Source organism: Herbiconiux sp. SALV-R1, from assembly GCF_013113715.1.
GTDB lineage: Bacteria > Actinomycetota > Actinomycetes > Actinomycetales > Microbacteriaceae > Herbiconiux.
The window spans coordinates 90,586-115,480 of sequence record NZ_CP053345.1 but is presented as its reverse complement, the minus strand read 5'-3'; the positions used below and the strand labels follow the sequence as shown (position 1 = coordinate 115,480).

The window sequence follows — 24,895 nt, the reverse complement described above, 5'->3', positions numbered from 1 at the left end:
CACACGAGCTGAAGCACGACCCGGACCATCTGCGGGCAAGCTTTCGGGCGGCCTCCACAATGCCCTTCTGGCTAGATCACCCTGATCGCCCAGCGCCGCGGCCCCGGCTGACCGAGCATCCCACCACCGATCTCGTCATCGTCGGAGGCGGTTACTGCGGTCTGTGGACGGCGATCATCGCCAAAGAGCGAGACCCCTCCCGCGACGTGATCCTCCTGGAAGCCAACACGATCGGCTCCGCCGCCAGCGGACGCAACGGTGGCTTCGTCGAAGCGAGCCTAACGCACGGCGAAGAGAACGGCGCCCTGCACTTCCCGAAGGAACAACAGCTCCTGGAGCGGCTGGGCAACGAGAACTTTGCCGCCTTCGCCGCCACCCTCGACACGTACGACATCGACGCCGAATACGAAGCAGAGCCGACCCTGACCGTCGCCACCGAGCCGCATCATGTCCCGGAGCTGCGCTCGTCGTCGGAGGCGGCAGGAGGCGTCTACCTGGACAAGCCCGAACTCGACTCATACGGAGCGTCCCCGCTTTACCGTGCGGGTCTTCTCACCAAGCGAGGTAACGCTCTCGTCAATCCCGCAAAGCTCGTCTGGGGACTGGCAGCCACCGCCGAGAGACTCGGGGTGAAGATCTACGAGCACTCCATCGCTCGATCACTCACCCGCACAGCCGGGAAGGTCACCGTGCACACCCCGTCCGGATCTGTCACGGCACGATCCGCCGCGCTGGCCACCAACGGATTCCCCTCCCTGCTTCGACGGCTTCGCCTGTTCACAGTCCCGATCTACGACTACGTGCTCATGACGGAGCCGCTCAGCGCAGCGCAACTCGAGGCCATCGGATGGGTGGGCCGCCACGGCATAACCGACTCCAGCCGCGAATTCCACTACTACCGCAAGACCAGCGACAACCGGATCCTCTTCGGAGGCTACGACGCCATCTACCACCGCGGCCGAAAGATCCGAGCAGAACAGGATCAGCGAATCGAGACCTTCGAAAGACTGGCCGATCACTTCTTCTCCACCTTCCCCCAACTGCACCAGACCCGGTTCACCCACAAATGGGGCGGCATGATCGACATGTCGACCCAGCTCGTCGCCTTCCACGGCTCCACCAGAGACCACCGCATTGCCTACAGCGCTGGCTACACCGGACTGGGGGTCTGCGCCACCCGCTTCGGCGCCGAGACCATGCTCGACTTCCTCGAGCACAAAGACACAGAACGCACCCGTCTCACCATGTCACGGCGTCTTCCCATTCCGATCCCACCCGAGCCCATCGCCACCCCGCTCATCCAGGCGATGCGACGCGCAGTCGCGAAATCAGACGCCAACGGCGGGAACGACGGACTCCTCTTGAAGACAGCCGGCCTCTTCGGTGTCGGATTCGACTCCTGACAACCGACCCCTACGTGTCAGCTAGTCTTTCGGCCGCTTGCCGGCGGGCATGCCGGAGCGTCGCTCTCCACACATTCATGATGTGGCGCGCTGGATCACGACCGCTTCGCCCGCCGGCCCCGCGAGAGGCGTGGGGAGGTCGATCATCGCCGCAAGGGCGGTTTCGGCCATGTACCGCCCGAGGCCCGCGCTGTCGATGCGAACGCTGGAGAGCGCGGGGACGAAGAGTGAGGCGAGCGGCGTGTCGTCGTGTCCGATCACGGCGACGCTGTCGGGGACAGTCGTCGACGCCTCTGTGCGGCGGGTCCTCGGCCTGACCGAGCTCCCGCACGAGGCGACCGACGACGTCGATGTCGACGGTCATCACGCCGTCGCCCGACGGGTTGCGGCCGACTCGGTCGTGCTGCTGAAGACATCGGCGGCCTGCCGCTGGCGGCGGGATCGTCGATCGCCGTCGTGGGCGCTTTCGCTACCGCACCGCGGTATCAGGGTGGGGGCAGCTCGCACATCAAGCCGACTCGTGTCGACGCGGCTCTCGACGAGATCCGCGTTCTCGGCGAGGCACGGGACTGTCGAGTGACCGCGGCATCCGGCTTCTCGCTCGATGTCGACGCTCCCGCCTCCGATGTCGAGACGTTGCGGGCCGAGGCTGTCGCGGTCGCTGCCGCCGCCGACGTCGCGATCGTCTTCGCGGGGCTGAGCGACCGTGAGGAGTCGGAGGGCTTCGACCGCGAGACCTTGCTGCTGCCCGAGGCCCAGGTGGCGCTCATCCGTGCCGTCACCGCGACCGGAACCCCCACGGTCGTCGTGCTCTCGAACGGCGGGGTCGTCTCGCTCGAGGGCTGGCACGACGACGTGGCCTCGATCGTCGAGGCCTGGCTGCTCGGTCAGGCGGGCGGCGGCGCGATCGCCGATGTGCTGTTCGGCGTGGTGAACCCCTCCGGGCATCTCGCCGAGACGATCCCGCTGCGTCTGGAAGACAACCCGAGCTGGCTCAACTTCCCCGGCGAGCAGGGGCACGTGCGCTACGGCGAGGGTGTCTTCGTCGGCTACCGTCACTACACCACTGCGGGCGTGCCGGTGCGGTACCCCTTCGGTCACGGCTTGTCGTACACGACCTTCCGGACGGATGCCGTGGAGGCACAGGTCGAGGGCGACGACGCCGTGACGGTCGGTGTGACGGTCACGAACACCGGTGAACGTTCGGGCAAGCACGTCGTGCAGGTGTACGTCTCCACCGCGACCGGACCCGTGCGCCGCCCGCTGCGCGAACTGCGTGCCTTCGAGAAGGTGACGCTCGAGCCCGGCGAGACACGCCGCGTCGAACTCCGGCTCGACCGCCGGGCGTTCGCGTACTGGGACATCGAGGTGGGCGACTGGGTGGTTCCCGCCGGTGCGTACACGGTGCAGGTGTGCACGGACGCGTCCACCGTCGTCTCCGAGCAGACGGTGACTCTGACGGGCGACTCGCTTGTGCGCGAACTCACGATGGAGTCGACGGTGGGCGACTGGTTCGGGCACCCCATCGTGGGGCCGCAGCTCATGGCCGGGCTCACCGCATCCATGACCGCGGAGCAGGCAGAGCAGGCTCAGCAGAACCCCGACGGTCTGAAGATGGTCGAATCGATGCCGATGCAGCAGTTCCTCGTCTTCACGAACGGGGCGATCCCGGTCGAGGCTCTCGAGCAGCTGATCGGGCTGAGCAAGCTGCCCGCGCCGGCGGCGTGACCGGAGGAGTCACATGTCTCTCCGCGCACTCGCACTGGACGCCGTTCTCCGCCGCGTCATCCCGCAGACCGGCTCGGGGTTGAGCATCCGCCGACCGGGGCATCGCTCCAGTTCGTCCATCAGGAGGCCGCACTTACCAGTTGTGGGTGGCTCCGCTTGCCCACTGACCTAAAGGTCACGCACCGAGCGGAAACGGTAGTAGGCGTAACGTCTTCCTAGGAGCTCGAGGCAGTTGGGTCAGGCGCTGCACCCCCACCACGAGATGCAGCGCCTGGGTCTATCACAGTCGGGGAAGTACATCCTCGATGTCGACTGCGAGATCGTTGTTGAGCGTGAGTAAGCGCACGCCGGTCCAGGTGATGGTGAGGTCGCCCCAGGTGGGCCAAAAGGCGTCCCAGTTGCTGAGCTTGGCGTGATCGCGGGGAAGCGCTCGTTCTGTCAGACGTCGTTTCGTCGTGGCCTCCGAGGAGTAGACGTGCAGGACGGTCTGGCGCACGGCCGGCCATTCGGCCCGTGCGGCGGCCTCCTCGAAGAAGCCCGGCTGATGGAGGTAGGCCGCGAAGGGCGCGTCCATGACGACGGACCGCCCGAGGCGGAGGTTGTCGGCGGCGACGGCGAAGAGCGCCGCATACTCGGCGGGCATGACGGTGTCGAGGTAGAACCGGTTGGTCTCGCGCTCGTCCTCGGAATATCCGTGCGACGCCATGAACGCCTCGACGAGCGGCCCGGCCAGGGTGTCCTTATCGAAGTACGCGGCACCGGCGCGTCGCGCGATCTTGCGTGCGATCGTCGATTTGCCGGATCCCGCCGATCCGACGACCGCGAGTGCGAAGGTCATGTCAGGCGCGCTTCTCGAACGGCGGTCAGAAACGCCGTGGCAGCCGCGGTGACGCGGCTGTAGTCACCGTCGGGTCGAGCTGCCTTCGTGATGGCGCTACCGACCCCCACCGCCGCGACGCCGGCATCGAACCAGGTCTTGGCGTTCTGGGTGCTGACCCCTCCGGCGGGCATGAGTGCGACGTGCGCCAGCGGTGCGAGCACAGCGCGCACGTAGTCGGGGCCAATCTCCGCGGGGAAGAGCTTCACGATATCGGCGCCCTCCTCCACCGATTCGACGATCTCGGTGGGGGAATAGGCGCCGCTGACGGTCGGCACCTGGTAGCGGTTCGCGGTGCGAATCATCTCGCGGCTGAGGTGGGGACTGACCAGGAAGGACGCTCCGGCCGAGATGGATGCGTAGGCGCTCGGAGCGTCGAGCACCGTTCCGGCCCCGATAGACACCTCGGAGCCGTGCTGTTCGACGAGACGTTCGATGACCTTGAGCGCACCGGGGGTGGAGAGGGTGACCTCGATCGCGCGGATGCCTCCCGCGATTGCCGCCTCGGACGCCCGGAACGCCTCATCGGCGTCGTCGAGTCGAACGATGGCAATTGTGCCGTCTTCGACGATCTGGTTCAGGGTGCGGAGTTTGCGGTGCATGAAGCGTTAAACTACAACACAAATCGACAGAAAGCGACAAAGATGTTCACACCCCCTTTGCTCGCCGGCGATCGTCAGGCGATGATCCGAGCGCAACTCGTGACCCATGGTTCCGTGCGCTCCGCCGATCTGGCCGACGAGCTCGGGGTGTCGAGCGTCACCATCCGGCGAGATCTCACCGAGTTGCAGCGCGCCGGCCTCGTCGAGCTCGTCTACGGCGGGGCCCGTCTGGCAGGCGGACACGTTCCCCCCAGCGATCGACGGCAGCGCGTCTCGGTCGAGGTCGAGGCGAAGAGCGCCATCGCCGCGTCAGCCGCCGCACTCGTCACGGCCGGGAGCGTGATCTACCTCGACTCCGGCACCACGTGCGCCGCGATGATCCCGCACCTGCGCCGGTTGGACTCGCTCACCGTCGTCACGACCGATCTCACCACCGCGGTGGAGCTGGCATCCTCCGCGCCTCACCTCGCCGTGGTGATGGCACCGGGAAACGTCGATCCGTCGACGCTGTCCGCCGTGGGCGAGCTCCTGACCGAGTTCCTCGCCGGATTCGCCTTCGATTCGGTCTTCATCAGCGCCAGCGGGTGGGACCCGAACCTGGGCGCCACCACGGGCGACCTTGACTACGCGGTGGCCAAGCGGGCTGTGGTGGCCCGGGCGCGAGAGTCGTATCTACTCGTCGACGCCAGCAAGTTCGGGGCCTCGGCTCCGTTCGTCATCCATGCCCTCCCGAGATTCGACGCCGTCGTCACCGACAGTGGCCTGAGCGCCGAGGAGCACTCCCGCCTCAGCGAGGCGGACGTCAGAACCATCGTCGCCTCGATCTGAGAAGTCGAGTTGACAGACCCCCGGATCGGCGTTAGTTTTCCTGCAACCGATCTCAGCAACCGATCTCATAGGAGAGATACATGATCAACAAGCGATGGGGCTTGGCGCTGGCCAGCGCAGCGATGGCCAGCCTCCTGCTGGCTGGATGCTCCGATACCTCGACCTCCGACCCCAGCTCCGACGGCCCCGTGACCATCTCGTACTGGGACTTCCTCGACCCCAGTCAGGACAACCCGCGGTCGAATGCCCTGAAGGAGAACATCGCCAACTTCGAGGCGGCGAACCCGAACATCACGGTCGATCTGTCAGTCGTGTCGCTGGGCGACATGCTGAACCGTCTCCCGCAGGCCGCGGCGGCGGGTCAGGCACCGGACGTGTTCAAGATGTTCACCCCGCAGGTGCCGCAGATGGCGGCCGCGGGTGCGTACGCCCCCCTTCCGGAAGCGGCCTCGCAGATCACTGACTGGCTCCGTCCCACAGACGCACTGGAGGGGCCGGACGGCAAGCAGGTCGCCGTGCCGTACGAGTACCGCACCTGTGCGCTCTACTACAACCAGAAGATCCTCGACCAGATCGGGGCGACGGTGCCGACGACCTACGACGAGGTCGTCGATGTGGCGGGCAAGGCGGCCGCCGCCGGGTACACCGGCTTCGGCACCGGGTTCTCGGACACCGACAACTCAGCCATCATCAGCACCTTCTTCGACTGCTTCATGAGCCAGGTCGACCAGGAGATCTGGAACGGCGACGGCGACCCCGACTTCGCCACAGAGAAGGGCGCCGAGTTCGGCGACTTCCTCGCCGACCTCCGCGATGCAGGCGGCATGGGAACCAGCGTCGTGTCGGACAGCTACTCCACCGTCACCGACGGGCTCACCAACGGCACCGTCGCGATGGCCGTGCTCGGAAGCGAACGCGTCGTGACCTTGGCGACCGGCAACCCCGACGTGAAGTGGACCTCCCTTCCGATGGCCTCCACCGGCGACACGAAGGGCTCCACCTTCGGCTGGACCCTCGGCATGGGCAACGGAACCAAGAACGCCGACGCGGCCTGGAAGTTCATCGAGTACATGACCGGGCCCGAGGCCGGTGCCGTCATGGCCACGGGCGGCGAGGTGCCCACCCGGGAAGCCACCTATGAGCAGCCCTTCTTCTCGACCCCTGAGGCCGACACGGTGAACAAGATCGCCGACTACGTCGAGAACGAGAGCGAACCGCACACGTACTCGGACGACTGGATCGCCATCGCCACCGGACTGGCGAACGCCGGCCAGCAGCTGTACCTGAACGGCATCTCCGGCAGCGAGTTCATCAAGGCCGCCCAGGACGCGGCCAGCAAGTAGCACCGACACCGATCCGGGGAGCCCGAACGGGCTCCCCGGGAAAGAAGGACTGATGACGGCCACCACAGCGCTTCTGGCAGAAGCGCCTCCAACGCCCAGGCCCGGCAGCCACCTCCCACGCCGCCGTCGGAAGGACCGACGAGTCTGGCTCTACGTCGTTCCCGTGGTGGCCGTCTTCCTCTTCGTCTTCGTCGGCCCGCTGTTCTACACGGCGTGGACGGCTCTGCACGAGACGAACTACTACCAGATCGGCGAGTTCTCCGGTCTGAACTCCTTCACGAAGCTGTTCTCCGACCCCAGTCTGCTGGGACAGATCGGCACCACACTGGTCTTCTCCCTCGGCGCTCTGAGCATCGCTCTCCCTGCCGGCCTCATCTCCGCGATCGTGCTCAACAACCTGCACAGGTGCAAGCGCACCGTCCGCAGTCTGTTCCTCCTGCCGTGGTTGATGTCGCAGGCCACCGCCGGCACGATCTGGCTGTGGTTCCTGAACCCCAACTTCGGTCCCGCCACCGCCATCACGAACGCGCTCGGCTTCGGACCCACCGACGTCTTCTCCACGCCGACCGCGGCTCTGATCGCTGTCACCCTGATCACCGCCTGGTGGTCCTACCCGCAGGCGATGCTGCTGTTCCTCGGAGCGCTGCAGACGATCCCCGAGGAGCTCCGCGAGAGCCTGAAGATGGACGGCGGCGGGGTGTGGCGAGGATTCACCAGCATCACCCTCCCCTACCTCCGCAACACGATCATCTCCGTCATCGTCGTCTTACTCATGCTCTACGTGCAGATGGTCACGATCATCCTCGTCACCACACGAGGTGGGCCGCTGGGTGCCACCGAGACCCTCTCCATGCGGGTCTACAACCAGACATTCAACGACTTCGACCTCTCGGGGGCGTCCGCGACAGCCTTGCTGCTGTTCGCCGTCAACACCGTCCTCACCCTGGTCGCGATCCGGTTCCGACGTAAGGAAGCCCTGTGACCACCAGCCAGCTCACGCGCCGCCGGCGGCGGCCCCGAAAGATCCTCGCCGCCGTCCCCGGGTGGATCTTCATCGTGCTCGCCGCGGCGGTCGTGCTCCCACCCGTTGCGTGGATCCTCTCCACGGCCCTCAAGCCCGAAGCCGACACCATCCAGTTTCCCCCGGAGTGGATCCCCAACCCCATCACCTTCGATGCGTTCGCCGGGCTGCTGACCTCCACCAACGTCCGGTTCTTCATCAACTCCCTCATCTACGCCGGCGGCTCCATCGTGCTGGCACTGGTGATCTGCATCCCGGCCGCCTACGTGGCCACGCGCAACAGGAGCCGGCGGATGGAGACCGTCATGACCGGCATCCTGGTGCTCTCGATGGTGCCGGCGATCGTCGTCTTCATCGCCCTGTACTCGATGTTCGTCAAGACGGCGCTGATCAACACCTACCCAATGCTGATCGTGGTCTACACCGCCATCATCTGCGGCCAGACGATCCTGTTCCTCCGCAACTTCATCGAGAACATCCCCCTCGAGATCGAAGAGGCCGCCGCCATCGACGGATGCAACAGGTTCCAGATCCTCTGGCGGATCGTGCTCCCCCTCATCCGGCCGGGCATCGCCGCGATCGCGATCTTCATCTTCGTGTTCGTCTGGAACGACTTCCTGGTGGGAACCGTCCTCGCGACCAGCGAAGACATGAAGACCGTGCAGAACGGCATCGTGCGATACGTGACGACCGGCTTCGGAAACTTCTGGGCGCTGTTCTCTGCCTTCGTCGTCGTCGCGTTCCTGCCGGTGCTCGGCGTGTTCGCCGCGTTCCAGCGCTGGTTCATCGCGGGCATGACCTCGGGAGGGGTGAAGGGATGACCGAGACTCCTGTCACACGGGTTGCCGTCATCGGCGCCGCGGGGTGGGCCGGCAGCAGGCACGTCTACGCCTTCCACGAACTGGGCGCCGATGTCGCCGCCCTCGTCGATCCCTCACCACGGGTTCTGGACCTCGCCGAGAGGGTGGGCGCCCGAGTCCTGGCCTCCGCAGCCGAGCTGAACCCGACCGAGCTCGACCTGGTCGTCGTCTCGCTGCCCAGCAGCATCCAGCCCGAGGTGACCGCCGACCTCGTGCGCCGCGGATTCCGGGTGCTCGTCGAGAAGCCGATCGGCTCGTCGGCCGAGAACGCCGCGATCCTCCGCGACGTTCCGGGCATCGACGAAGCTCTGATGGTGGGCTACACCCTGCACCAGCATCCCGGAGCGCTAAAGCTGGCCGAGTGGGCCTCCACCGCGACCGTGGTCAGCGTCGGCGTGCGTTCAGCCGCCCGCAAGCTCACTCTCGACTCGTGGCGCGTCGCTCCCGAAGAGGGCGGGGTCGCGGTCGTGAACGGCATCCACGCGATCGAATTCGTGTCCTCGCTGTTCCCCGGCGAAGTATCCGTGCTCAGCAGCTACGGCAGCGACGGCCTCCACGGGGCGTCCGTCCCCGACTACGCCGCCGCGACCCTGCACTTCGCCGACGGTCCGCTCTTCCGGCTCGAGAGCTACTGGAACCCGTGGAACCACACCTCGGGACTGAACCGTGACGACTGGTTCCTCGAGATCGACGTGATCGCCCGCGAAGGGCGTCGCGTGTGGTCGAACTGGGAGCTCCACGCCTGGGACCGCCACGGCTCCGAGACGGTCGAGTACCTCCCCGAGGTCGACCTGTTCCTCGCCCAGGCCGAAGCCGCTCTCCGCTTCGCGCGGGGTGGAAAGCCCCCCGTCGGATACAGTCAGGCACTCCGGGCGACCGAACTGGCCGACGAGATCGTCGCCCGGGCGAGGATCACCGCATGACCCGGCCGAAGACCGTCATCGTCAGCCCCACCCACTGGCATGTGCCGCTCTACGCCGACCGGATAGCGGCGCGCTGCGAGGTGGTCGGTGTGAGCGACCCCGACACCGCGGGGGCGACACCGTTCGCGGAGCTGTGGGACGCGCCTCTCCATTCCGACTGGCGCCAGCTGCTGTGCGAGCATCAGGACGCCGAGCTGGCCTACGTGTTCGCCGCCCACGACACCATGCGCGAGGTGTGTCTGGCGCTGATCGAGCTGCAGATCCCGTTCGTGGTCGAGAAGCCGGCCGGCATCTCCCTGCACCAGCTCTCCGAGATCCGGCAGGCCGCGGAGGCCGCGGAGGTGCCCGCCGCCGTGCCGCTCGTGCAGCGCGGAGGGCCCACCGAGCGGTGGCTCGAGCAGGCCGGAACCGCCACCTACGAGAGCGTCCAGTTCATCGCCGGTCCGCCGACGCGTTATCTCCACAACGGCAGCCCCTGGATGGTGGATCCGGCGCGTGCCGGCGGTGGGTGCGCCGTCAACCTGGCACCGCACTTCGTCGACCTGTTCCTCCGCGGCAGTCACGTGGACACGGTCGCCGTCAGGGCGGCGATGTCGAGCACGCTGCACGGCGGCTCCGTGGAGGATTACGCCTCCCTCACCCTGACCGCACCGAACGGCGCCATCGCGACCATCGAGGTCGGATACGCCTTCCCCGGATCGCCGCTGAAGCGGCACTGCGCCTTCTTACGCATTGGGCCATCCGGTGCGGCGACGATCTGGGCCGACGGCAGCGCGAGCTTCACCGACACCTCCGGGGCGACACGCACGGAGCTCATCGATGTCGACAGCGATCCGCTGTACGCACCGTTCGTGGACGCTGTCGCCGACTCGCTGGGGGACGGATTCGCGGGGCTTCCAAGCCTCGCCGATCTGGAGGCGACCATGACGGTGATCTGGGACGCTTATGCCTATGCAGAGCAAGGGGGAGCTAATGTCGATACCCAGCATTGACGAAGTGGCCGCCGCAGCCGGCGTGCACAAATCGACCGTGTCTCGAGCGTTCTCCCGCCCGGAGGCGGTGAAGAAGCAGACCCGCGAGCATGTGCTGGCCGTCGCTGCGTCGATGGGCTACTCGATGTCTCCGCTGGCGCAGGCGCTCCGCACCAAGACCAGCACACTCGTGCCGCTGATCGTTCCCGACATCACCAACCCGTTCTTCGCGGAGTTGGCCAAAGCAATGACGGCCGCTGCCGGCGAACGCGGCTACCAGTTGATCCTCTGCGTGACCGGAGACGACGCGGGCGCCACGGCGGGCTACCTGCAGGCAATGCAGTCGATGTACGCACCCTTCGCGGTGATCGCACCGTTCACCCGCGTCGACCCCGCCGATTTCGAGGCCTACGGCTTCGGCAGCAAACTCGTCGTCATCGACCGGATCGAGTCGGAGCACCAGGTGCCCACCGTGACGGTCGACAGCGGCACCGGGATCCGGCTCGCCTTCGATCACCTCGTCGGCCTGGGCCACGACTCCATCGCCTACGTGTCCGGCATCGTCGGCACGCACACCGCCACGGACCGGCGGGAGGCCTACCTCGAGCTGGCCGCCGAACACGGGATGGATCCCATCGAGTTCGGCGACGGGATCGGCGCGGAGGCGGGCGAACGCGCGGCGATCGCGATCGAGGCCATGCCGACGCGTCCGACCGCGGTGATCGCCGCCAACGACCTCGTCGCCTTCGGTCTCATCAGCGCTCTCGGCGAGCGCGGAATCCGGGTACCCGAGCACATCTCGGTGGTGGGCTTCGACGGGCTCCCGCTCGGTGCGCGAAGCAATCCACCGCTGACCTCGGTGCAGCAACCGATCACGGAGATGGGGCGCATCGCCATCGAGCTGGCCGAACAGGCCGTCGCCACCGACGACATCCAGCACGTCGTTCTCGAACCGACCCTGCTCGTCCGATCTTCGACGGGGCCGGCTCGATGACCGCCCGCAGGATGCCCGGGTTGCGCTACGTCGATCACGCCGCCTACACGGTTCCCGACCTGAACGACGCTGTGGCATTCTTCGTCGAGGTCCTGGGCGCCGAAGAGCTGTACCGGTCACGGCGCGGCCCCGACTCCTCATTCATGCCCACCAACTTCGACGTTCCGGCCGACGCCGTGCTCGAGCTGTCGATGCTCCGTCTGCCGCCGAACCTCAACATTGAGCTGTTCGAGTGGTCTACGAGCGACCAGAGAACCGAGCATCCCCGGCACAGCGACCGTGGCGGTCACCATCTCTGCTTCGTGGTCGACGACGTCGACGACGCCCTCCAGCATCTGACCACGGTTCCCGGAGTGCGGATCCTCGGCGAGAGGAAGCAGGTCGCCGGTGACAGCCCCTCTGTGGCAGGCAATCGATGGTGCTACTTCCTCAGCCCGTGGGGACTGCTGATGGAACTCGTCGACCGCTCACGAGTGGCCGACCCCCCTCACCTGGTAGGGCCCACGGACTGGGACCACCATCACGCACAGAAAAGTGAAAGCTCGACATGATCATCGCCGGACACACACTCGGAACACCAGGCCGCGACCTCCCAGAGGCGTTGCGCCTGTTCAAGAACGCGGGCCTGGATGCCGCCGAGGTCATCTATCAAGACGACTACTCAGCGGCGATCACCCCGTCGGACCCTCGCGCCCCACGCGCTGCCGCAGCGATCGCCGACGCCGAGGGCATGCCGATCATCGCACTGACCCCCTACACCACCTCCATCAACAGCCTCGATCAGACCAGCTGGCACGCAGGCATCGACGAGTTCAAACGATGCATCGCCGCCGCACACGAGGTCGGCGCCACTCGGGTGCGTGTGTACGCGGGCGCCTGGCACCCGGGCGACGCCGACCACTCGGCCCACTGGGACCGTCTCGCAGCCGCACTCCGTCAGCTCTCCGCCGATGCCGCTCAAGCGGGCGTCGTGCTCTGTGTCGAGAACCACTTCGGCACGATGACCCAGACCGCGAGCGACACGGCGCGCCTCGTGCGGGAAGTCGACTCGCCCGCCGTGCGTGTGCTCTACGACCAGGCCAACCTGACCTTCACCCACGACGAGGACTGGACGGATGCCTTCGCGATGCAGGGCGATCTGATCGGCCACGTCCACGTGAAGGACCTGGTGTTCAAAGACCCGACCGCGCCGTTCCGGGCGTCCGACACAGCACGCGTGAAGCCTGAGGAACGAGCCATCCGCTCCCGGGTGGTGGGAACCGGTGTCCTCCCCTGGCCCGACGTCATCGGGGAACTCGTGCAGCGCGGCTACGACGGCGCACTCACCCTCGAATACGAGTACCGGTGGCACCCACAGGACCTCCCCGAACCGGAGATCGGGTTCACCGAGTCGGCCCGCGCCCTCCGCGCCATTCTCGAGGCAAAGGTTCCGGCTCATGAACGCTGAGAAGCTCCGCGTCGGCGTTGCCGGTGCAGGCAACATCGCCAGCATCGCGCAACTGCCCACCCTCGTCGCTCGAGACGACATCGAACTCCGCGCCGTGGTCACCCGCCGCGACGACCCTCATCCGCTGATGAGGCGATGGGGTTTCGGCAGCGCCTTCCCCACGGTCGAGGCGATGCTAGCTTCGGAGGAGCTCGACGCTCTCTTCGTCCTCACCCCCCGGTCGGAGCACGTCGCGGCCACCCGGGCGGCGTTGGAAGCGGGGCTCGATGTGTTCTGCGAGAAGCCACTCGCCACGAGCGCGGCCGACGCCGACGCACTCGCCGATCTGGCCGACGGGAGCGGCCGCGTCCTCATGGTCGGCTTCAACCGGCGCTTCGCGCCCGTCTACGAGGCGGGCAGGGCAGCGTTCACCGAGCGCGGGGCCAGCTTCTGCATCGCGCAGAAGAACAGGGCCGGATCCGAGTACCGGGCCACCTTCGAGAACGCGATCCACATGGTCGATCTGTTGCGCTGGTACTGCGGCGGCGAGCCCGAGCAGGTCACCGCCCACCGAGCCGGAGACGACCCCTGGCAGGAGGACGGCGTCAGCGCCCTCGTGCGTTTCGACAACGGTCACACCGGTGTTCTCATGGCGGCGCGCAACGCGGGCGGCTGGAGCGAGAAGCTCGACGCCTACGGCGATATGGTGACCGCCTCCGTCACCGCGCCGGACCGCGTCGCGATCACCCGCGAGAGCGGCACCCTCGTGCGGGAGATGTCGCCGGAGGCGTTCGGATGGGCGACCGCCACCCAGACCTTCGGGTTCGCCGGCGCGGTGCATCACTTCCTCGACCGGGTTCGCGATCGGCAGCAGCCGCTCACCTCGGGTCGGGAGGCGGCGAAGACGCAGCATCTGCTGGATCGGATCCTCAGAGCCGCCGGCCTGCCCACGGAGGAACAGCCCGGCCGCGAGTGGAGCAGCCATGCCAAGAAATGACGCCCACGAGGGCACCTCGATGACCGGCCAGATCGTTCTCATCACCGGCTCCAACGGCGGCATCGGCGCCTCCATGGTCGAATCGTTCACGACCGCCGGTGCCACGGTGATCGGCGCAGATCGCAGTGACGTCGGTCGCCAGTCGACGTTGAGCGGATATCACAGCCTGGACGTGACCGATGAGTCCGCGGTCGCACTCGCGATCTCCCGCATCGTGTCCACCCACGGGCGCATCGATGCCCTCGTCCACGCCGCCGGGGTGTTGGGCGAGACTCCCGATCCGATGAGAACCAGCACGGCTGAGTTCGAACGGATCATGAGCATCAATACCACCGGTACCTTCACCATCGTCAGGGAAACCGGTCAGGCGATGCTCGACACCGGCACCAAAGGGACCATCCTGCTGTTCTCCTCCGTCGCCGCGAAGGAAGCCCGCCGCGCGTACCTGCCGTACAACGCCAGCAAGATCGCGGTGCTCCACATCATGTGGTCGATGGCCCAGATCCTCGGACCATCCGGGATCTCGGTCAACGCCATCACGCCCGGCCCCGTCGAGACCGCGATGTGGGCGCAGCTCGCCGACGCGTCAGGCGACGACGCCGACGCAGCGGATCGGGCGCGCGCCGAACGCGCAGCTCAATTGCCGATGCAGCGCTTCGCCCGGCCCGAGGAGGTCGCGAACGCGGCCCTTTTCCTCGCGGATCCTCGCAACCGATACATCACCGGCGTCAGCCTCGACGTCGCAGGAGGAGCACACCTGGGGATGGGCAGCTGACGAGGAAGGGCTATCGATGAGAACTCTGGTCACCGGCGCAAGCAGTGGGATCGGTGCCGCGGTCAGCGTCAGAATCGCCGAGTCAGCTCTGAGTCGCGGCGAGGCGGCTCACATCGCCGTGTGCGGCAACAGGTCCGGCCCGCAGCAGCAACGCGTCGTCCAGCAGATTCAGGAGATGGGAGGCGATGCCATCGCGCTCGTCGGAGACCTCTCCGACCCGGCCGTGCCAGGCCGATTGGTAGACGAGGCTGCCGAGAAGTTTGGGGGCCTGGACGCGCTCGTCGCCAACGCCGGCATAGCCGATCCGGGCCTGCTGACGAACACCTCACTTCAGGACTGGGACGCGATGTTCTCCGTGAACGTGCGGTCGGCCTGGCTCCTGGCAAAGGCGAGTCACCCGCACCTCGCGGCCAGTCAAGGCGCGGCGTGCTTCACCTCGTCCATGTCGGGACAGCAACCGCACGCGGGCTCCGGCCCGTACAGTCCCACGAAGGCCGCGCTGACGCTCCTTGCCCAGACCTTCGCTCTTGAATGGGCATGCGACGGCATTCGCGTGAACGTCGTCTCCCCCGGGATGACGCGAACCGGCATGACGGACAAGGTCTATCTCGACCCGGTGATCGAGAAGGCTCGAACGGACATCATCCCTCTTGGCCGGATCGGCGACCCGCTCGACATCGCCAACGTCATCGAGTTCCTGATCAGCCCCCTCGCCGCTTACGTTACTGGTCAAGACGTCTGCGTCGACGGCGGATTCTCGAAATCGATCCTCAGCCATATCCCCGGCAGAGCCACTTCCAAATAGCCCGCCAGGCGCATCCGGTATCGAGAGCCACACCCGGCTCCAGACCTATGGCCGATCATGAGCATCCATACCGATGCCGAGCGCGTCCCGGTCACCTCTGAGCAGGGCCGCGAGCTCATTGTCGAGCAGCTGCGTGACGAGCAGGTGATGAGCTGCCGCCAGCTCGCTGCGCTCCCCAGCGTCAGACACATGACCATCCGGCGCGAAATCGTGTCCAGCAGACTCGCCGCGGGCACCAGCGACAAGTGACGCCACCCCTCCCTACTGACGCGTGGCGGTCGCGAATCCGCCGGGGCAACACATCGGATGTTCACGCTCGGTTGCGCGGTGGACCAGCGGTATTCGATCACCGTCTTGCTCATTTCAGATGGAAGCGCCGCCGTCCATAACGATCTCTTGCCCGACGATGTAAGCGGCGTCCGCCGAGGCAAGCCATACGGCTGCGCCCGCTATCTCGGCCGGGGCCGCGGCTCGCCGGGACGGGTTGGACGAGCTGAGCCGAGTGTCGCGAGTGATTCGGTCCTCACCCGGTCGGTACGACAAGCGTGTATCCACGGGGCCGGGGCAGATGCAATTGATCCGAATACCATTCGGCAGTTCCTCGAGCGCCGCTGTCTTAGTGAGAGAACTGACAGCTGCTTTGGACGCGGCGTACGCTCCCATCCCGGGGCGGGTGAGGCGTGATCCCACGTTGGAGCCGATGTTGATGATCGTGCCGCCGCCCGACTTTCGCATGATTCGTATCTCGTTCTTCATTGATAGCCACAGACCGCGCACATTGACGTCAAGGATTTTGCTGAATGCGTCGTCGTCCATGTCCCCGAGCGCAGCTGTCTCTATCACTCCGACTGTGTTGATACACACGTCGAGGTGGGGCAGCGCACCGGAAACGGAGGCGAACGCCTCGGCGTCGGTTACGTCGAGGCTGAGAACAGTCGCGTGACTCCCCGCCCGGGTGACGAGCTGGGCCGTCTGATCCAACGCAGACCTCGACCTGCCGACTAAGACGAGGTGGGCGGCAGGTTTTGCGAACGCGAGCGCAACGCTGCGTCCTATGCCACCGCCGGCACCAGTGACTAGAACGAACCGAGGGGCGGAATCGACGCGTGGTCGCTGCGATACTTCGCTACCGGTCATAGTCAATACGCCGGTCGTCGGGTTGATTGAGCCGCGTCGAGGCTGGGCCCAGATGAGCGAGTGCTTTCTCGACTTCCATCAGGACACGGTCGGGTGGGAGGTGGGCGCGAATCACCGCGCCTACCTCGTCCAGTCCGAGGGGCTCGAGAGCGGCAATCTGGGACTGGATGAGGATGGAGGGCATAAAGTGGCCGGCCCGGCCGGCCACTCGTTCGTTCAGGGTGGCCACGTCGGTGACGAGCTGGACGATGAACACGTCGCCCGCCTGCCCCCGCAGCAGGTCTCGATACTGTCGTCGAAGGGCGGAACAAGCCACGACGACCGACTCGCCTTGCGCGCTCCGGCGATCGAGCTCGGCGCGGATGGCTCGCAACCATGGCAACCGGTCGTCGTCGGTCAGTGGGCGGCCGTTGCGCATTTTCCCGACGTTGTCCTCCGGGTGCAGGTCGTCTCCCTCGATGAACACCCGCCTGCGTTCCCCGGCCAGCGCTCTCGCGACCGTGCTCTTACCGCTGCCGGCGGGACCTGAGACCACAATGTGGCGGAGAATCGACGGTGCAGTCGAGTCCAACGCGGGTTCCCTATGCGCCGAACAGGTGAGGGGCTGCGGCTGGTACGTCGACGGTGGCGTGAAAGAACGCCCCCGATGGGCCGTCGTGGTCTTCCACCCCGAGCTTGGACGTGGTGATGACGAGCTCGCGCCCATCGGGCCCTCCCAGTGTGCAGGCCGTGACCTGGGCGACCGGAAGATGGATGATCTCTGTCCAGTTGCCGTTGTTGTCGTATCGGTGCACCGCGCCGCCTCCGAACAGCGCAACCCATACGCCCCCCTCTGCGTCCAGGCAGATCCCGTCGGGCACTCCCTCGATGTCACGGAGGTCAACCCACGGCTCGCGCGCCTGAATGCGATCGCCCGCGATACGGAGGCGGTCTATTCGTTTGGTGGCGGAGTCGACGTAGTACGCGGTATTCGTGTCCTCGAAGGCGAGGCCGTTGGAGATCGTCACATCGGACGCGACACGAGTGAACTCCAGGGTTTCCGGGTCTAGACGGACGACAATGCCTGCATCGGACGCAGCGTCGTAGGCCATTGAACCGCACCAAAAGCTGCCGTCGGGCGCGCACGTGCCTTCGTTGAAACGTGCCCCGGCGGCGATGCCAGCGTCCTTGATTCGGTGCTGGGTAGTGTCTGGGTCGAGAAGGAAGACGTCGTGTTCTCCGGCCACGATCAGCCCCCCAATGGCCCGGGGCCGGATGGCGGCCGCGATCGAATCGACATGTGTGCGATCTGTCACCTGGCCATCACGGATTGTCAGGACGTCGCCGGCGAGCATGTCCACAGCTTGGAATCGCTGAACGAGAGGGTTCCAGATCGGTCCCTCGCCGTGGACGGTGACGGGGTCGGTCCACTGTTCGGCGTCAGGCACCCCGGAGGTCCTCATCGATGGAGGCCGATTTGATCGCCGTCGTCAGCCGGCGGTGCCAGTCGACCTCTCGCCACATCCCCACGAACTGGGGGCCGCAGAAGTTGCTGGTCGCTAGCCCGACGAACCGCCCGGTGCCGAGAGCGTACTCGACGGCGCGGGCGTTGATGTCCAGGATCCAGTCCCACTCCAGGCCCGGCCAGTCTTTGTAGTCGACGAGCGACCAGCATTCGGTGATGGCCAGCGGTTTGCCGGTGGCGCGCGACCAGTCCGCCACGTTGTCGATCATCCGGAACAGGGACGCGTCGTATTGTTCTTGCCCGCGGTAGTACTCCTCGCGGCCGCGCTGGACGACGTTGTCGTAGCCGGCGGGCGAGAACTTTTCGAAGCGGTAGCCGACCTTGTCGTAGTAGTCGGTGAACTCGTTGTTGGCGAGCCAGATGTGGGTTTCCAGCAGATCGAGGCTGGAGACGTCTTGGTCGCGCCAGGTGGCTAGTTCGCTGGAGAACGAGTACGTGTATTTCAGGTTGGGGTAGGCGGCGCGCACGCGGTCGATGGTGCCGTTCATCCACTCCGCGACCCACGCCTCGGTGCGGCTCGCTTCCGGCGGCACAGCATCGGCGAGGTCGCCTCGTCTCGCTCGGAAGACGTTCTGCGCGAGTCGCTCGGTGTAGAGCCATGGCGCCCAGACGCGGAGGGGGTATTCGTTGCAGAGATCGACAAAGAGGAGGGTGTCGAGCAGCCCCTCTTGTTCGATGTGACGCAGTGTGGTGATCCACATGTCGGAGAAGCGCTCGGGGGTGTCGTAATGCACCCTGGTGTTGGCGACGTCTTCGCGGAACCAGCTGGAGAGCGATACTCGCACGCCGTGGTGGCGGGCACGTTTGAGGAATTCGGTCAGTGCAGGGAGCGGCCGCACGCGAACATTCGACTGGGCGCCCCAGGATTGGGTGTCCCAGTTGGGGAACAGCTCCCATTCGCGGTCGGGGTTGGCGGCGATGAGGTGGGGGTAGGCGTCGATGCGCACGGCGTTGTAGCCGCGGTCGACGAGCTGACTCAGCGCTTCGTCCCAGTCTTCGTATCCGGCGCCGGGCCAACGGCGCTCGAGCCAGGAGAAGTCCCACATCGTGATGGCGTAAGGCTCAGCGGCAGGGATGTTCATGAGTAATCTTTCTCGGTTGATGTGGACGGTGCGTGGGCTCAGCCCTTGACGGCGCCCTGCATGATCCCGCTCACGAGTTGCTTGCCCGCGAGGACGAAGAGCAGCAGAAGAGGGATGGTTGCGATGAGGGCGCCCGCGAGGACGATCGAGTAGTCGACGAAATAGTTCGCTTGGAGGAGGCGGAGCGAGACGGGGAGCGTCGGGTTTCGGGCGTCGAGCACGATGGATGGCCAGAAGAAGTCTGTCCAGGTGGCGATGAAGGTGAACAGCCCGAGCATCGCCGCCGCGGGCCGGGCGCTGGGCAGGACGATGTGCCAGAAGGTGCGGAAGCTATTTGCACCATCGACCTGAGCGGACTCGATCAGCTCATCCGGCAGCACTTGGCCTAAGTACTGAGTCATCCAGAACACTCCGAAGGCGGTGACAAGGTTGGGGATGATGACCGCCCCGATCGTGCCGGTCCAGCCCAGCTCCGACATGATGATGAACAGCGGCACCACACCGAGCTGGGTGGGTACCGCGGTGGTGGCGACGACCGCGGTGAGCAGCCATCCTCGGCCACGGAACTTGAGCTTGGCGAAGGCGAAGCCGGCCAGCGTTGAGAAGAACACCACCGATGCGGCGACGGTCACGGAAACGATGATGCTGTTGCGCAGGGCCGCCCAGAAGTTGACGGTCGGATTGTTGATCACCTCCCCCACGTTCTCGAGGAAGTTCGCTCCGGGTATCCAGGACCGGTTCGGGTCTCTGAGCGTCCCGGAGTCCCCGCTGCCGATGAGGAACGACCAGTAGAAGGGAAGAAATCCGATGACGAGGCACAGGGCGAGGAACGCGTAGGAGCCGAAGCCGGCTCGTCGGCCCCCGGTGAGGTTGCGGCGACGTTTGGTGGGATTAGGGACGAGGCGAGGAGTGGACATCACTCCCCCTTTCGTTTGCGGCGTGCGCTTGAGGCGATACGCGTGGTGATGAAGAGGTTGATCAAGGCGATGATCGCGATGAGGCAGAAGAGCAGCCAGGCGACGGCGGAGGCGCGACCGAAGTCGAGGTCGTTCCAGCCAAGCTTGTAGAGGTAGAGGGTCAGGGTCAGCCACTGCCCGTCGGGGCCTCCCAGGCCTTGGTCGTCGAAGAGGCGCGGTTCGTCGAAGATCTGCAGTCCGCCGATGGTGGCGGTCACGATGACGAAGATCAGGGTGCCTCTGAGCTGCGGGATGGTGATTGAGAAGAACTGCCGAAGCGATCCGGCACCGTCGAGGGTTGCAGCCTCGTAGTAGTCGCGTGGGATGGCCTGCATGCCGGCGAGGAGGATCAGGGCTGCGTATCCGGTCCACCGGTAGTCGACCATGGTTGCGATCGCGATGTGGCTGGGGAGGACGTCGGAGTGCCATCCGACCGTGGGCAGGCCGAGGCTCTGGAGGGTGGTGTTGATGAGGCCGTACTGGTCGCCGTAGAGCGAGTTGAAGATGAGTGCGACGGCGACCGGCATGACGATGAAGGGAAGGAGCACGCCCATGCGCCACAGGGTTCCGTTGCGCAGATTGCGGTCGAGAGCTGCCGCGATGGCGAGTCCGATCACGAGCTGCGGGATGACCTGGATGATGAAAATGCTGAGCGTGTTCCGGAGGGCGATCCAGAAGTTGCGTTCACCGAGGACCGCGACATAGTTGTCGAATCCGATGAAGTCTCCCTGGCCGCCGATAAGGCTCCAGTCATTCAGGGACACCCATGCCGTGTACGCGAGCGGGATCGCTCCGACGAGAGCGAAAAGAACAAAGAACGGCAGGATGTAGACGTACGCGGAGTACTTCTTGTCCCATCGCGCGAATCGGGATGAGAGCGCGCGCGTTGGTTGCGGGGGCGACGCTTGGTGATTCTCGGGCGACTCGCGGTGAGACGGGCGAAGAGTTGTCATGGCGTGGTCCTTCGTGGACATTGGGGTGGGCCCGCGGAGGGCCCACCCCAATGGGCCGTTAGTTGAGTCCGTTGACTTCGTCGACGAACTGGTTCCATGCATCGTCGACCGACTGCTTGCCCGTGTCGGCCCGGACGATCGCGTTGGTCACCAGGTCTTCGATCTGGGCAAAGAGAGGGCCCTTGTAGGCGACGGTGTCGATCGCTTCAGAGCGGTTGACGTAGATCTCACCCACGGCCTGGTCACCGAAGTAGGGGTTGGTGACCTCGGTGAGTGCGGGCAAGTCGAATGCCTCCTCGCGGCTCGGGAACGGGCCTGCGACCTTGAAGGCTTCGATCTGCTGCTCCGGTGCCGTTAGCCACGAGGCCAGGAGAGCAGCTTCCTCGGGGTGCTGGCTCTGCTTGGGGACGGCGAGGAACGATCCGCCCCAGTTGCCGCCTCCGCCGGGGAAGGCGTCCGCCAGGCGCCAACCCTCCACATCAGGTGCGTTGCCTTCCACCAGCCCGAGCATCCAGCTTGGGCACGCCATGGTCGCGAATCCGGAGTTCGCCGTGGCTGCTGCCCAGTCGTCGGTAAACGGCTCCAGATGCGCGGACAGTTGCGGTGCGACGCCGAGGGTGGTCTTGAAGATCTCCTCGATCTCCGGGCTTGTCGCGGTGATCTCACCGTCTTCGTCCTGATAGGGGTATTCCAGTTGCTCGATCTGCGCACGGAATGCGGTGACCGCCGAGTCGAACCATCCCTTCCCACCGTTGGCCGCGTACTGCTCACCGGCTGCGAAGTAGTCATCCCAGCTGCCGAACAGCCCAGCAACCTCGGCGGGGTCGGTCGGCAGGCCCGCCGCTTGGAGGAGGTCGGAGCGGTAGCAGATCGCCTCGGGGCCGGTGGCCACACCGTACGCGTAGAGCTCACCGCTCTCGGTGGTCACGGGGTCCGTCTGAAATTTTACCCATGGGCCGAAGTCGCTCTCGGTCGCGGGGTAGAACTTGTCGGCGTATTCGCGGAGCTCTGTGGTCCAGCCGATCTCGACGCCGATCACGTCGCTAAGGCCCGACCCGGCGGCGAGTTTGGTGAAGGTGTTCTGTCGGGCTTCGCTTGCGCCCGGGGCGATGTCGTGCTGCACGGTGATGCCGGGGTGTTCGTCTTCGAACTTCTGGATCAGCTCATCGCTATATCCGAAGTTTCCGAAGGTCGACAACGTCAAGGTGACCTCGCCGTCTTCGCTCGCTTCCCCTCCCCCGGCGGAACATCCTGCGAGCAGGACAGCTGCAGTCGCAGCGATTGCGATACCGACGTGAGCCGCGTACCTCTTGTTGAGCATCTGACACTCCTTCGTGACTGGAACAGCTCGGCGCTGTGTGAAACAGCATGCTACATTGGTCTTACCGGTTTGACCAACTGACAGGACTATCAATGAAGATCAATGGCGTCGATACGGTGCGGGTAGCAGCGTTCCCGAACCTGCTCTACGTACGCGTGCACACCGATGAAGGACTCGTCGGCTTGGGCGAGACGTTCTACGGCTCCGAAGCGGTGGAGCGTCATGTCCATTCCATTGCCGCCCCACGGCTTTTTGGTGAAGACCCCGCCCGCATCGAGCACATCTCGAAGTCGCTGGAGGGTTACGTGGGCTACGCAGGCTCTGGAGTCGAGACGCGTGCACGATCCGCGATCGATCTCGCTCTCTGGGACCTGCTCGGTCAGGCCACCGGGCAACCGGTCTACAACCTTTTGGGTGGGGCCACCCGCGAGGAGATCCCCATCTACAACACCTGCGCAGGCGGGTTATACGTCAACAGCTCATCGGGGCAGTCCGTCGCTAACTGGGGTGTTCGCGAAGGACTCTACGAGGACCTCCACTCGGCGATAACTCGCCCCGCCGAACTGGCGCGAGAGTTGCTCGACCAGGGGATCACCGGCATGAAGATTTGGCCGTTCGATGCCGTAGCCGAGGCATCACGGGGCACCGATTTCTCACGTCGACAGATCGCCGACGGACTGCACCGGCTCGCCAGTATCCGCGAGGAGGTCGGGATGGATATGAACGTGATGGTCGAGCTTCACGGACTCTGGGACGTGCCTTCCGCGAGCAGACTCCTCCGGGCGCTCGAGGAGTTCGAGCCGTACTGGGCCGAAGACCCTGTACGGAGTGACATCAGCAGAGGACTCTCTCGGGTGGCCGCGGCCACGTCGATCCGCATCGCCGCGGGCGAAACGCTGGGCGGTCTCCCCGCCTTCGATCGACTGCTCGAGGAAGAAGCAGCTGGCGTGGTGACCGTCGATACCACCTGGTGCGGCGGACTTACCGTCGCCCGCAAGGTGGCGGCGCTGGCGGAGGCCAAGGGCATCCCTGTCGCTCCACACGATTGCACCGGGCCGGTGGCGCTTGCGGCGTGCGTACATCTGTCGACCGCTGCACCCAACGTGCTCGTTCAGGAGACAGTACGGGCCGCGTATGCGGGGTGGTACGGATCTCTCGTCGAGGGTGGGGCGGAGGTGACCGATGGTGTCGTGCGGGCGCCTTCGGCTCCGGGTCTCGGCATCCGGTTACGAGACGACGTTCTCAGCCGGGAAGGGACCACAATTGTGACGTCCCAAGTCGCCGCTTCGGATCTCATCGACGCCTGAGCCGAGCCCACAGCTTCACATTGGGGACGGAAGGAGGAACCCGAAATGCAGGCAGCACGCTGGTACGGCCCGGGCAATATTGCCCTCGAAGAGCGGCCCATCCCAGAACTCGGGGATGATGAAGCGCTGGTGGACGTCGCCTACGTGGGTCTATGTGGGAGCGACCTGGAGGAATGGCGGGAAGGACCCGTAGTCGCCCGACCACCTGTCATACTCGGGCACGAGATTTCCGGCCGCGTCTCCGCAGCTGCCCGCGATGGATCCGGCCCGCCCGTAGGCACCCCGGTAGTCGTCGATGTCGTCACCGGCTGCGGATCCTGTTTCCACTGCCTCCACCACGAAGAGGGACGCTGCCAGCAACTCGTCGTAACCGGCCAACACGTCGACGGCGGCCTCGCCACCCACGTGCGCGCATCAGCGCACAGACTCGTACCGGTGCCAGCAGGCGTGACACTTCGAGATGCAGCCCTGGCTGAACCTCTCGCCGTCGCAGTGCGAGCGTTCCGTCGTGCAGCGATGACTCCGGGCAGCAACGTCATCATCGTTGGCGGCGGTCCCGTCGGCATCCTGGCCGCCCGAGTCGCAGGCGCCATGGGAGCAGCGAAGGTAATAGTGGTCGAACCTCGCCGAGATCGTCATCGACACATCATCGCAAGCGGGGCCGTCCCTCTATGGGATGAGGACTCGACACAGCTGCAGCGCAGAGCTATTGGCGACATGGCTGTTCGCGGCGGCGCTGACCTCGTAGTTGAGTCTGCCGGGCGTCCGAACACTCCGGCACTAGCCGCTTCCCTCGCGCGACCAGGTGGCACCATCGTCCTCCTCGGGGTCACGGCTCACGCCGACCCGATCGACATCCTCGACGTCGTCCTAGCGGAGAAGAGGATCATCGGCTCTGCGGCACACATGTGGGACGACGACGTCCAGGTAGCAGTCGACTTCCTCGCCAACGGCCATGTCCGCGTCTCCGACCTCATAACACACGAGACTGACCTCGCTGACATCGGCGCCGGCTTAGACACGCTCGCAGGCGGCGGCGTGGTCAAGATGCTCGTCCGAATCGCAGGTGAGTAGGGTGACGT

Annotated in this window: 27 protein-coding genes; 17 read left to right on the top strand and 10 right to left on the bottom strand. The window is 65.8% G+C overall.

All coding sequences use genetic code 11. From position 1 onward, the window contains the following. Nucleotides 1–59 precede the first annotated feature (59 nt). Entirely contained in the window at nucleotides 60–1,403 is a 1,344-nt protein-coding gene (locus tag HL652_RS21410; RefSeq protein ID WP_253744006.1) for an NAD(P)/FAD-dependent oxidoreductase, read from the top strand. 75 nt (nucleotides 1,404–1,478) lie between these two features. Here HL652_RS21410 and HL652_RS21405 read toward each other — a convergent pair whose 3' ends face one another. Then, the gene (locus HL652_RS21405) at nucleotides 1,479–1,664 is read right to left on the bottom strand and encodes a substrate-binding domain-containing protein (protein WP_171707576.1); all 186 of its coding nucleotides are present in this window, start codon (nucleotides 1,662–1,664) and stop codon (nucleotides 1,479–1,481) included. Between HL652_RS21405 and HL652_RS21400 the strand changes: the two genes are divergently transcribed. After that, nucleotides 1,653–3,131, top strand: coding sequence for a glycoside hydrolase family 3 C-terminal domain-containing protein (locus tag HL652_RS21400; protein ID WP_322843345.1), 1,479 nt, complete (start codon nucleotides 1,653–1,655; stop codon nucleotides 3,129–3,131). The two genes, HL652_RS21405 and HL652_RS21400, sit on opposite strands and share 12 nt — an antisense overlap. A gap of 280 nt (nucleotides 3,132–3,411) precedes the next feature. Here the strand turns inward: HL652_RS21400 and HL652_RS21395 are convergent, their stop codons facing one another. Further along, nucleotides 3,412–3,969 carry an AAA family ATPase gene (locus tag HL652_RS21395; RefSeq protein WP_171707575.1) on the bottom strand — a complete coding sequence of 186 codons (558 nt, stop codon included), beginning with the start codon at nucleotides 3,967–3,969 and terminating at the stop codon, nucleotides 3,412–3,414. Then, nucleotides 3,966–4,610 (bottom strand): bifunctional 4-hydroxy-2-oxoglutarate aldolase/2-dehydro-3-deoxy-phosphogluconate aldolase, encoded by a 645-nt coding sequence (locus tag HL652_RS21390; protein WP_171707574.1) that lies wholly within the window; start codon nucleotides 4,608–4,610, stop codon nucleotides 3,966–3,968. Before HL652_RS21390 ends, HL652_RS21395 begins: the two co-directional genes overlap by 4 nt. Nucleotides 4,611–4,691: 81 nt before the next feature. On the opposite strand from HL652_RS21390, the gene HL652_RS21385 reads away from it, so the two are divergent. From HL652_RS21385 to HL652_RS21325, 13 genes are all read left to right on the top strand, one after another. Next, nucleotides 4,692–5,438, top strand: a complete 747-nt coding sequence (locus HL652_RS21385; protein ID WP_171707573.1) for a DeoR/GlpR family DNA-binding transcription regulator — start codon at nucleotides 4,692–4,694, stop codon at nucleotides 5,436–5,438. Nucleotides 5,439–5,518: 80 nt separating this feature from the next. Next, nucleotides 5,519–6,781 carry an ABC transporter substrate-binding protein gene (locus HL652_RS21380; RefSeq protein WP_171707572.1) on the top strand — a complete coding sequence of 421 codons (1,263 nt, stop codon included), beginning with the start codon at nucleotides 5,519–5,521 and terminating at the stop codon, nucleotides 6,779–6,781. A 163-nt stretch (nucleotides 6,782–6,944) separates the two neighbouring features. Continuing rightward, complete coding sequence (locus tag HL652_RS21375) at nucleotides 6,945–7,763, top strand: carbohydrate ABC transporter permease (RefSeq protein ID WP_253743986.1); 819 nt, start codon at nucleotides 6,945–6,947, stop codon at nucleotides 7,761–7,763. After that, nucleotides 7,760–8,623, top strand: coding sequence for a carbohydrate ABC transporter permease (locus tag HL652_RS21370; RefSeq protein WP_171707570.1), 864 nt, complete (start codon nucleotides 7,760–7,762; stop codon nucleotides 8,621–8,623). The genes HL652_RS21375 and HL652_RS21370 overlap by 4 nt, the downstream gene beginning before the upstream one ends. Beyond that, on the top strand, nucleotides 8,620–9,585 hold the full coding sequence (locus HL652_RS21365) for a Gfo/Idh/MocA family protein (RefSeq protein WP_171707569.1): 966 nt from the start codon (nucleotides 8,620–8,622) through the stop codon (nucleotides 9,583–9,585). The genes HL652_RS21370 and HL652_RS21365 overlap by 4 nt, the downstream gene beginning before the upstream one ends. Then, nucleotides 9,582–10,577, top strand: coding sequence for a Gfo/Idh/MocA family protein (locus HL652_RS21360; RefSeq protein WP_171707568.1), 996 nt, complete (start codon nucleotides 9,582–9,584; stop codon nucleotides 10,575–10,577). Before HL652_RS21365 ends, HL652_RS21360 begins: the two co-directional genes overlap by 4 nt. Continuing rightward, nucleotides 10,537–11,550: a LacI family DNA-binding transcriptional regulator gene (locus HL652_RS21355; protein ID WP_253743984.1), complete on the top strand. Its 1,014-nt coding sequence runs from the start codon at nucleotides 10,537–10,539 to the stop codon at nucleotides 11,548–11,550. The genes HL652_RS21360 and HL652_RS21355 overlap by 41 nt, the downstream gene beginning before the upstream one ends. A gap of 11 nt (nucleotides 11,551–11,561) precedes the next feature. Further along, nucleotides 11,562–12,101, top strand: a complete 540-nt coding sequence (locus HL652_RS21350) for a VOC family protein (protein ID WP_253744005.1) — start codon at nucleotides 11,562–11,564, stop codon at nucleotides 12,099–12,101. Then, the gene (locus HL652_RS21345; protein ID WP_171707566.1) at nucleotides 12,098–12,997 is read left to right on the top strand and encodes a sugar phosphate isomerase/epimerase family protein; all 900 of its coding nucleotides are present in this window, start codon (nucleotides 12,098–12,100) and stop codon (nucleotides 12,995–12,997) included. Before HL652_RS21350 ends, HL652_RS21345 begins: the two co-directional genes overlap by 4 nt. After that, a complete protein-coding gene (locus tag HL652_RS21340; protein WP_171707565.1) occupies nucleotides 12,987–13,973 on the top strand; it encodes a Gfo/Idh/MocA family protein in 987 nt (328 codons plus the stop codon). Before HL652_RS21345 ends, HL652_RS21340 begins: the two co-directional genes overlap by 11 nt. A 19-nt stretch (nucleotides 13,974–13,992) precedes the next feature. Next, the gene (locus tag HL652_RS21335; RefSeq protein WP_253743982.1) at nucleotides 13,993–14,748 is read left to right on the top strand and encodes an SDR family NAD(P)-dependent oxidoreductase; all 756 of its coding nucleotides are present in this window, start codon (nucleotides 13,993–13,995) and stop codon (nucleotides 14,746–14,748) included. A 16-nt stretch (nucleotides 14,749–14,764) separates the two neighbouring features. Next, nucleotides 14,765–15,553, top strand: a complete 789-nt coding sequence (locus HL652_RS21330) for an SDR family NAD(P)-dependent oxidoreductase (RefSeq protein WP_171707563.1) — start codon at nucleotides 14,765–14,767, stop codon at nucleotides 15,551–15,553. A 57-nt stretch (nucleotides 15,554–15,610) separates the two neighbouring features. Continuing rightward, nucleotides 15,611–15,802, top strand: coding sequence for a hypothetical protein (locus HL652_RS21325; RefSeq protein ID WP_171707562.1), 192 nt, complete (start codon nucleotides 15,611–15,613; stop codon nucleotides 15,800–15,802). Between the two features lie 114 nt (nucleotides 15,803–15,916). Here HL652_RS21325 and HL652_RS21320 read toward each other — a convergent pair whose 3' ends face one another. The 7 genes from HL652_RS21320 to HL652_RS21290 are packed head-to-tail and all read right to left on the bottom strand — an operon-like array spanning nucleotide 15,917 to nucleotide 22,506. After that, nucleotides 15,917–16,690, bottom strand: a complete 774-nt coding sequence (locus tag HL652_RS21320; RefSeq protein WP_171707561.1) for an SDR family NAD(P)-dependent oxidoreductase — start codon at nucleotides 16,688–16,690, stop codon at nucleotides 15,917–15,919. After that, nucleotides 16,680–17,225 (bottom strand): gluconokinase, encoded by a 546-nt coding sequence (locus HL652_RS21315; RefSeq protein ID WP_253744003.1) that lies wholly within the window; start codon nucleotides 17,223–17,225, stop codon nucleotides 16,680–16,682. Before HL652_RS21315 ends, HL652_RS21320 begins: the two co-directional genes overlap by 11 nt. 46 nt (nucleotides 17,226–17,271) lie before the next feature. Beyond that, nucleotides 17,272–18,117: an SMP-30/gluconolactonase/LRE family protein gene (locus tag HL652_RS21310; protein ID WP_171707560.1), complete on the bottom strand. Its 846-nt coding sequence runs from the start codon at nucleotides 18,115–18,117 to the stop codon at nucleotides 17,272–17,274. Then, nucleotides 18,110–19,276 carry a cellulase-like family protein gene (locus HL652_RS21305; RefSeq protein WP_171707559.1) on the bottom strand — a complete coding sequence of 389 codons (1,167 nt, stop codon included), beginning with the start codon at nucleotides 19,274–19,276 and terminating at the stop codon, nucleotides 18,110–18,112. The genes HL652_RS21310 and HL652_RS21305 overlap by 8 nt, the downstream gene beginning before the upstream one ends. A 38-nt stretch (nucleotides 19,277–19,314) precedes the next feature. After that, nucleotides 19,315–20,193, bottom strand: coding sequence for a carbohydrate ABC transporter permease (locus HL652_RS21300; RefSeq protein WP_171707558.1), 879 nt, complete (start codon nucleotides 20,191–20,193; stop codon nucleotides 19,315–19,317). Next, complete coding sequence (locus tag HL652_RS21295) at nucleotides 20,193–21,185, bottom strand: carbohydrate ABC transporter permease (RefSeq protein WP_322843342.1); 993 nt, start codon at nucleotides 21,183–21,185, stop codon at nucleotides 20,193–20,195. The genes HL652_RS21300 and HL652_RS21295 overlap by 1 nt, the downstream gene beginning before the upstream one ends. 58 nt (nucleotides 21,186–21,243) lie before the next feature. After that, nucleotides 21,244–22,506, bottom strand: a complete 1,263-nt coding sequence (locus HL652_RS21290; RefSeq protein WP_171707556.1) for an ABC transporter substrate-binding protein — start codon at nucleotides 22,504–22,506, stop codon at nucleotides 21,244–21,246. 92 nt (nucleotides 22,507–22,598) lie between these two features. On the opposite strand from HL652_RS21290, the gene HL652_RS21285 reads away from it, so the two are divergent. Then, nucleotides 22,599–23,813, top strand: coding sequence for a mandelate racemase/muconate lactonizing enzyme family protein (locus HL652_RS21285; RefSeq protein WP_171707555.1), 1,215 nt, complete (start codon nucleotides 22,599–22,601; stop codon nucleotides 23,811–23,813). Nucleotides 23,814–23,858: 45 nt separating this feature from the next. Beyond that, nucleotides 23,859–24,887, top strand: coding sequence for a zinc-dependent alcohol dehydrogenase (locus HL652_RS21280; RefSeq protein ID WP_171707554.1), 1,029 nt, complete (start codon nucleotides 23,859–23,861; stop codon nucleotides 24,885–24,887). Nucleotides 24,888–24,895 lie beyond the last annotated feature (8 nt).

What these genes read in the sequence shown, in the direction of transcription:
- HL652_RS21410 (WP_253744006.1), top strand. Translation starts at nt 60, where the DNA reads ATGCCCTTCTGGCTAGATCACCCTGATCGCCCAGCGCCGCGGCCCCGG.
- HL652_RS21395 (WP_171707575.1), bottom strand. Translation starts at nt 3,969, where the DNA reads ATGACCTTCGCACTCGCGGTCGTCGGATCGGCGGGATCCGGCAAATCG.
- HL652_RS21390 (WP_171707574.1), bottom strand. Translation starts at nt 4,610, where the DNA reads ATGCACCGCAAACTCCGCACCCTGAACCAGATCGTCGAAGACGGCACA.
- HL652_RS21385 (WP_171707573.1), top strand. Translation starts at nt 4,692, where the DNA reads ATGATCCGAGCGCAACTCGTGACCCATGGTTCCGTGCGCTCCGCCGAT.
- HL652_RS21380 (WP_171707572.1), top strand. Translation starts at nt 5,519, where the DNA reads ATGATCAACAAGCGATGGGGCTTGGCGCTGGCCAGCGCAGCGATGGCC.
- HL652_RS21365 (WP_171707569.1), top strand. Translation starts at nt 8,620, where the DNA reads ATGACCGAGACTCCTGTCACACGGGTTGCCGTCATCGGCGCCGCGGGG.
- HL652_RS21360 (WP_171707568.1), top strand. Translation starts at nt 9,582, where the DNA reads ATGACCCGGCCGAAGACCGTCATCGTCAGCCCCACCCACTGGCATGTG.
- HL652_RS21355 (WP_253743984.1), top strand. Translation starts at nt 10,537, where the DNA reads ATGCAGAGCAAGGGGGAGCTAATGTCGATACCCAGCATTGACGAAGTG.
- HL652_RS21350 (WP_253744005.1), top strand. Translation starts at nt 11,562, where the DNA reads ATGCCCGGGTTGCGCTACGTCGATCACGCCGCCTACACGGTTCCCGAC.
- HL652_RS21345 (WP_171707566.1), top strand. Translation starts at nt 12,098, where the DNA reads ATGATCATCGCCGGACACACACTCGGAACACCAGGCCGCGACCTCCCA.
- HL652_RS21340 (WP_171707565.1), top strand. Translation starts at nt 12,987, where the DNA reads ATGAACGCTGAGAAGCTCCGCGTCGGCGTTGCCGGTGCAGGCAACATC.
- HL652_RS21335 (WP_253743982.1), top strand. Translation starts at nt 13,993, where the DNA reads ATGACCGGCCAGATCGTTCTCATCACCGGCTCCAACGGCGGCATCGGC.
- HL652_RS21330 (WP_171707563.1), top strand. Translation starts at nt 14,765, where the DNA reads ATGAGAACTCTGGTCACCGGCGCAAGCAGTGGGATCGGTGCCGCGGTC.
- HL652_RS21325 (WP_171707562.1), top strand. Translation starts at nt 15,611, where the DNA reads ATGAGCATCCATACCGATGCCGAGCGCGTCCCGGTCACCTCTGAGCAG.
- HL652_RS21320 (WP_171707561.1), bottom strand. Translation starts at nt 16,690, where the DNA reads ATGACCGGTAGCGAAGTATCGCAGCGACCACGCGTCGATTCCGCCCCT.
- HL652_RS21305 (WP_171707559.1), bottom strand. Translation starts at nt 19,276, where the DNA reads ATGAACATCCCTGCCGCTGAGCCTTACGCCATCACGATGTGGGACTTC.
- HL652_RS21300 (WP_171707558.1), bottom strand. Translation starts at nt 20,193, where the DNA reads ATGTCCACTCCTCGCCTCGTCCCTAATCCCACCAAACGTCGCCGCAAC.
- HL652_RS21295 (WP_322843342.1), bottom strand. Translation starts at nt 21,185, where the DNA reads ATGACAACTCTTCGCCCGTCTCACCGCGAGTCGCCCGAGAATCACCAA.
- HL652_RS21290 (WP_171707556.1), bottom strand. Translation starts at nt 22,506, where the DNA reads ATGCTCAACAAGAGGTACGCGGCTCACGTCGGTATCGCAATCGCTGCG.
- HL652_RS21285 (WP_171707555.1), top strand. Translation starts at nt 22,599, where the DNA reads ATGAAGATCAATGGCGTCGATACGGTGCGGGTAGCAGCGTTCCCGAAC.
- HL652_RS21280 (WP_171707554.1), top strand. Translation starts at nt 23,859, where the DNA reads ATGCAGGCAGCACGCTGGTACGGCCCGGGCAATATTGCCCTCGAAGAG.